Source organism: Leifsonia sp. KNZ12-8B (genome assembly GCF_056755495.1).
The window spans coordinates 22,020-28,161 of record NZ_JBPGXM010000035.1 but is presented as its reverse complement, the minus strand read 5'-3'; the positions used below and the strand labels follow the sequence as shown (position 1 = coordinate 28,161).

The window sequence follows — 6,142 nt, the reverse complement described above, 5'->3', positions numbered from 1 at the left end:
GGCCGGCAGCACGAGGTCCGACCCGGTGTCGGCGAGGACCGCCGCCGCCGCAGTCTTTAACGGGTGGTTCCGGACCGCTCCGACCCTCGAGCCCCCTCACGCGCAACGCAGAACGCCCCCGCTCCGGTCGGAGCGGGGGCGTTCGTGCGTCAGGAGGCGGACGGCGTCAGGCGCGGACCGTCCGGCGGCGGCGCACCACGAGCAGTCCGGCGCCCGCGAGCAGCAGCAGCGCGGCAGCACTGGCCGGCAGCACGAGGTCCGACCCGGTGTCGGCGAGGACCGCCGCCGCCGCGACCGCTGCGACGGTGAACGAGACGCCGGCGATGAGGCCGGAGGTCTGGCCGACGACCACGAGGGTGTGCGGCCCGGTTCCGAGCTGGGCCAGCTGCGCCGGGGTCAGCGTGATCTGCGCGACGCCGTTGACGACCGGGAAGGTGCCGATGAGGACCGGCGTCGAGTACGCGTACACGTCGACGTAGGTGTCGTGGCCGTCCCACGCCAGCGGCGCCTGGTACGACTGCGTCGGGTCGAGGCTCGCCGGCAGCTGGGCCGCCGACGGCGACTGCACCGTGACGCCGTTCGCGGCGAAGTAGGCGGGAAGATCTGCCGACGAGGCGACCGGCGCCGGGATGGCGGCCTTCTGCGGGGCGGGGATCCAGTCGGTGAGGTTGCTGTTCACCGCGGTGTCGGCGAAACCGTCCTTGTGGCCGGTGACGCGCACGCCCACCTGCAGGCCCGCCTGAGCGTCCGCGATCGTGTAGGTCGGGGCGTCGGCCGCACCCTCGATCTCGCCGCCGAACTGGCCGCCGCTGAAGAACCACTGGTAGTGGAAGGTGGTGCCGGCCGGCCATCCCGCGGTCGTCGCGGTCAGCGTGGCACCGATCTTCGACTCGCCCGCGATGGTCACGGTGCCGGCGGCCAGCTGGTCGAGCTCGAACGTGTAGGTCGTGTGGTTCCAGCGGATGCTGGTGACCGTGCTGGAGGTGCCGTCCTGCGTCAGCACGCCGAAGCCGAGCACCTGGACGGTGTCGATGTCGAGCGCGGCGAGGATGTCGCCGAGCGCGGCGGGCGTGTTCGCCGGCAGCTCGGTCGCGTTGGTGTCGCTCACCGGGATGGCCTTGCTGCTGACCCACTGCTGGTCGGCCGATGCGGTGTTGTCGCCGGCGACGGGCTGGGCGGGGCGGAGGGTGGTGAAGCCTCCCGTGCCGTAGTTCACCGGGATCTGGAAGAAGGAAGCGTCGCTGTCGGCCGTGCTCGACCACGCGACCTCGCCGTCGTCGATGAGCGAGAGGAGCTGGTTGCCCGGGAGCCGCTCGGTATCGCTGTAGCCGTAGATGATCTGGGACGCGCCCGTGAGAGTGAGGCCCTCGGCGGTGACGGCGGCCTTGTCGGCGGCGTTCGCGTAGCCCTGGTGCCAGCCGGGGTAGGTGGTCTCGTCGGGACGGATGTCGCCCGGGTGGACCACGGTGGTGTCGTCGGCGGAGGCCGGAGCGGTCGCCACGAGGGCGGCGCCGCCGGCGAGGGCGAGGCTGATGCCGAGGGAGGCCGCGCGGGCCGCCCAGGAGCGTCGGGAGTTTCGGGTCTTCACGTGTTCAGCACCTGTCAGGTCGTCGTCGATCACTGCAGGGAAAGCCTGACGCGACGACCGGAATCCGCCGAGAATTCCCCTCACAAAGCTTATGGGAACGATTGTGATGGGAAACACCCCCGAGCGAGGGGGGGGGAGCTCGGGGGTGTTTCCAGGCGGTGATCACTGCATGAGAGGCCCGACGATCACGCGCGCGTCGCAGCTCTGCAGTGACGTCACCTCGGAGAGCGCAGCATATCCGCCGAGGAAGATCGCGTCGCTCAGCTTCAGCGCCTGTGCCGTCTTGGTGATCTCCGGCGGAATGCAGATGTCCGGGACGATGAAGAGCGGCTGTCCCGCGCTGCCCGCGACGGAGGAGCCGACGAGGGCATCGGGGAAGTTCTGCCCTGAGGCGATGTACGCCCGGGTTGCCGTCGTCCACGTGGCCCCGACCGCTGCGGCGGTCGCGTACCGATCCGTGCCGCCGAGCCGGGTCACCGTCGCGAGCGAGCGCACGGACGCCAGCAGCCTGTCGGGGATGACCGCGGCTCCACCCACGGCGTAGACCGTCGTCGGCTTCATCCGCTTGATGAGGGCGATGACCGCGGGGTCGAGCGTGGACGCGCCCCCGTCCACGAGCAGGACCGGAGCCCCATCCCGCCCGGCGGCCGCACCCGCGGAGAGCGCGTCCGGGTAATCCACGGCCGTCGCCAGGTACACCGCCGGAACCGTCCCCGGGAACGCCCGGTCGGCCAGGCCCCAGGATGTCGTGTAGCGGTTGGCCCCGCCCTCGCGCACGACCGACGGCGCCAGAGCAGCGACGGTCCGCTCGACGGCCGCGGAGATGCTCACGGTTCCACCCACGAGCACGATCCGCTTGGGCTTGAGCCGTTCCAGCTCGGCGCGGACGGGCAGCGGCAGCCCCCACGGCGTCGTCAGGAGCAGCGGCGCCTTCGTGCGGGCGGCGATCGGACCGGCCGACAGCGCGTCCGGGAAGTCCAGCCCGCTGGCCAGATAGACGGTGTCGACGGCGCGCGGGTAGGTCGCACGGGAGGCCGCTACGGCCGTCGCATAGCGATCGTCGCCCTGGAGGCGGCTCTTCTCGGTGAGGACGAGCGGCGTTCCGCCCTGGTTGTACTCCCATTCGTCCGTGGCGTCGGCCGGCCCGGCTGCCGCCAGCGCGGTCACCGCGACCGCAGCGGCGCAGGCGACGCCGAGGATGCGTCGGATCATGATGTGGTCTCCTTCGTGTTGTCGTGAGGGGTCGCGGGGGTCAGGCGCACAGCTTCATCCCCGCGACGTCGGCGGTCAGCGACGTCGTGCCGCCGACCAGGGTGAAGGTGCGCACGCCGAGCCGGCCGAGCTCGCCGAGCACGCCCTTCGGAACGCACGTGCCGGACGAGAGGAACACCGGCGACCCGGTCCGCGCGGCCAGAGGAGGCGTCACGATGCCGTCGGGGAACTTCATCCCGTTGACGATGAACGCCCTGCTGGAGCCGGTGAAGCCGTCCTTGCTCAGCGCGATCGCGGTGTCGAACCGGTCCGCACCGTAGACCCGCTTCGTATCGGCGACAGCGGCCTTCACGGTGTTCACGGTTCCATCGGCGACCGCGGCGGTACCGCCGGCCACGCGCACCCGGCTCGTCTCGAGCTTCGCCAGCAGCGACGCCGTCGGCGTGTCGATGGCCGCGTTCGCGGCAGCGTTGACCAGCAGCAGCGGACCACTCGCCCGAGCGGCCGCAGCGCCTGCCCCCAGCGCGTCGGGGAATGCGTCGCCCGAGGCCACGTACGCACTGCTCGCCGAGGCGAAGGCATAGGTCGCGAGGCGACGTGACGTGTCGTAGCGGTCCACGCCGCCCACCCGCGCCGTCACCGTGGTCAGTTTGGCGAGCGCGGCATACACGCTGTCGGAGACCGAGGCGGTGCCTCCGGCGACGACGATCTTCGCGGGTTTGAGCCGCGCGATCTCGGTGGCGGTAGCAGCTGGAAGGCCTCCGGCCTGCGTGAGCAGCAGGGGCCCGCCGAGCTTGCTCGCCACCGGCCCGGCCGCGAGCGCGTCGGGGAAGGCGTCGCCGTTCGCGACCACGGCGACCGGCGCCGTCGACGGGAACGCCGCGCGGGAGACCGCGGCGGCCGAGGCGTAGCGGTCGGCGCCCTGGACGCGGTCGACCGTGACGGCGCCCGCAGCGATGACAGCGCGGCACTGCCCGACGCCCAGCCACGTGCTGAGAGGATAGTTCTTGACGGCGACGCAGACGATGTGCGCGCCGGCCGCCATGGTGACGGTGACGTCGAATCCGCGCGGGGTTCCGGCGATGAGGCCCAAAGCCGTGTCGACGTCCGACCGACGCACGCTGGTGACCCGTTCGGCCACCGTCGTACCGTCGATCGTCACGCGGATCGACGCCGCGGCGAACTGATCAGGGTCGAGCGCCCAGCCGGCGACACGCAGGGCCCCCGGTGAGGCGACCGTGACCGAATCGAGATTCCCGCGCGGGACAGCGCCGGCGAGGTAGGTCAGCCCGGCGATGTCGCCCTTCTGATATGTCTTGGCGGTGTAGTCGCTCGGATGCATGACCTGGTAGCTGCCCGCGAAGGCGGAGCTGTAGTGGTCGAGACCCAGGACATGCCCGATCTCGTGCGCCAGCACATGGCGACGATCGACCTCGGCGTAACCGTCGACCATGGGGACCACCCACACGTAACCGGAAGTGGCGATGTACTCGCCCGGATTCGCGCGCGGGACGACGAGCGGTTGAGCACAGGCGGCAGCTCCCGATCGGCACGGCACCTGCGGCTCCGTGTGGACGTAGATTTCGTGCTCGCCCGGCTGCTTGTCCGGGAACTGCCCGGCTACGACGTTCAGGTTCGCCACACCGAGACCTCGGAGCTCGTCGGCGACCGCCTTCATCGGCGCGCGATAGAGCTCGGCGCGGCTCGACGCCACGAATCTGACGGTGTAGTCGTGGATGTTGGCGCGAATGCCGGCGTAGGTGGAGTATCCAGCTGTCCCCTCCAACGACGAAGGGCCGTCCGGAATCTGCTTCCCCGTCTCCAGGTCGACCGCCGGGAGAGCATCGTCGTCGAGCCCCTCGACCGCAAGCGCCGGCAGCGGGCCACCACCGGCCAGCAAGATTCCTCCAACCACTGCGACGACGATGGCGACAGCACCGCCCCCTCGTCGCTTCGTCTTGATCCCCATACGTGTTCCTTTCCGTTGCAGGACGCTTCGCCTCACACCGCTCCCCCGTCGATCCCGCGCCCGCTGAGCAGCGCCGCCGGGTCGATGTCGAGCCAGTCGGCGACGAGTTCGAGTTCGCGGAGGCTGAATTCGAGGTGGCCCTGGCGGCGGCGCTGGGCGGCGCGCTCGCTCAGGTTGAGCACGTCGGCGAGCTCGCGGTTGGTCGCCCGGCGTGCCGCCATCAGCATCCGGACGCGCGTGGCCACCCGGTCCGAGAGGGTGCCCGTCCTGTCGGTGGGAGCGAGGAAGATCGTCATGAGGGCAGTCTTGCGTTCCTAGAACGGCATTGTCAATGTCTCACATCGCATTTCAGCGGCAACACATGCATAGTCGGCGACCAGGCGGTCGCGGACCGACATGATGGGGACATGGCACGTCACAAGCAGGACCCGCCGAGTCACTTCGGCGACCTCGTCGCCGAGGCGATCCGGCGCGGGATGCGGCAGGTCCGCCTCTCCGGGCGCGGGCTCGCGCGCGAGCTGGGGCGGTCCGAGACGTACGTCCGCGACCGCATCAGCGGCAAGTACGAGTTCTCCCTCACCGACGTGGAGGCGTTCGCGCTCTTCCTCGGCGTCGAACCGGAGGAGTTCATCGCCCGCATCGACAGGGACGTGCTGGAGGCGTCCCTCCGGTCCCGCGGCACCCCGCCGCGCCGGGCGGTCCCCCTCGCCGACGCCGCGACCGGCGGCCGCACCCGCCCGCGCGACGGCTCTGTCGGTACCGCCGGGCATAATCCTCCCGACGCCGACGACTTCGACTTCACGGACGGCGGCGTCTCCACGGGGGACGTGGGCCTCGCGGCCAAACCGGGCGCGAGGACGACGAAGCGCGACGCACGCGGCTGATCCGCGGCGGCGCGCCGGAGCAGCGCGCCGGAGGACGCGCGGAACAGGGGGAACGATGCGGATGCTGCTGGGGATGGCGGCCGACCGGGGGCTGCGGGTGTGGGCGGCGCACCTCCCGCCGGGGATCATGGGGTACTACTCGCCCGACGAGTCGCGGATCTACTTCGACGTCGGCCTGACGCCGTCGGAGCGCCGCACCACCATCGCGCACGAACTCGGCCACCACGACTACGGCCACCGCGGCGACAGCCCGCGCAACGAGCGCCTCGCCGACAGCTACGCGGCCGATCTGCTGATCGACCCGTACGAGTACGCGGCGCTCGAGCTGGTCAACCCGGACATCGCGCACATCGCCGACGAGCTGTGCGTGACGGAGCAGCTGGTGCGCCACTTCCAGGAGAACTGCCTGCAGCGGGTCGGCGACCGCGTCATCCGGGTGCAGGGCGCGCTGTAGCGGCGGGGCAGCGCGGGCGCGACGGCCGCGCTGCC

General features: G+C 71.3%; 6 protein-coding genes. 2 read left to right on the top strand and 4 right to left on the bottom strand.

Going from position 1 to position 6,142, the window contains the following annotated elements:
• Positions 1-166 precede the first annotated feature (166 nt).
• From ACR9ZG_RS07725 to ACR9ZG_RS07710, 4 genes are all read right to left on the bottom strand, one after another.
• The gene (locus ACR9ZG_RS07725) at positions 167-1,588 is read right to left on the bottom strand and encodes an LPXTG cell wall anchor domain-containing protein (RefSeq protein ID WP_481284242.1); all 1,422 of its coding nucleotides are present in this window, start codon (positions 1,586-1,588) and stop codon (positions 167-169) included.
• Positions 1,589-1,750: 162 nt separating this feature from the next.
• On the bottom strand, positions 1,751-2,800 hold the full coding sequence (locus tag ACR9ZG_RS07720) for a cell wall-binding repeat-containing protein (protein WP_481284241.1): 1,050 nt from the start codon (positions 2,798-2,800) through the stop codon (positions 1,751-1,753).
• A 40-nt stretch (positions 2,801-2,840) separates the two neighbouring features.
• A complete protein-coding gene (locus tag ACR9ZG_RS07715; protein WP_481284240.1) occupies positions 2,841-4,715 on the bottom strand; it encodes a cell wall-binding repeat-containing protein in 1,875 nt (624 codons plus the stop codon).
• An 86-nt stretch (positions 4,716-4,801) separates the two neighbouring features.
• Entirely contained in the window at positions 4,802-5,065 is a 264-nt protein-coding gene (locus ACR9ZG_RS07710) for a helix-turn-helix domain-containing protein (protein ID WP_481284239.1), read from the bottom strand.
• Positions 5,066-5,176: 111 nt separating this feature from the next.
• Here ACR9ZG_RS07710 and ACR9ZG_RS07705 point away from each other — a divergent pair, with 111 nt between their 5' ends.
• Positions 5,177-5,653 carry a helix-turn-helix domain-containing protein gene (locus ACR9ZG_RS07705; RefSeq protein WP_481284238.1) on the top strand — a complete coding sequence of 159 codons (477 nt, stop codon included), beginning with the start codon at positions 5,177-5,179 and terminating at the stop codon, positions 5,651-5,653.
• Positions 5,654-5,708: 55 nt separating this feature from the next.
• Entirely contained in the window at positions 5,709-6,107 is a 399-nt protein-coding gene (locus ACR9ZG_RS07700) for an ImmA/IrrE family metallo-endopeptidase (RefSeq protein ID WP_481284237.1), read from the top strand.
• The last annotated feature ends 35 nt before the right edge of the window (positions 6,108-6,142 follow it).

Coding starts and splice junctions, on each gene's coding strand:
- ACR9ZG_RS07720 (WP_481284241.1), bottom strand. CDS start 2,800: ATGATCCGACGCATCCTCGGCGTCGCCTGCGCCGCTGCGGTCGCGGTG.
- ACR9ZG_RS07705 (WP_481284238.1), top strand. CDS start 5,177: ATGGCACGTCACAAGCAGGACCCGCCGAGTCACTTCGGCGACCTCGTC.
- ACR9ZG_RS07710 (WP_481284239.1), bottom strand. CDS start 5,065: ATGACGATCTTCCTCGCTCCCACCGACAGGACGGGCACCCTCTCGGAC.
- ACR9ZG_RS07700 (WP_481284237.1), top strand. CDS start 5,709: ATGCGGATGCTGCTGGGGATGGCGGCCGACCGGGGGCTGCGGGTGTGG.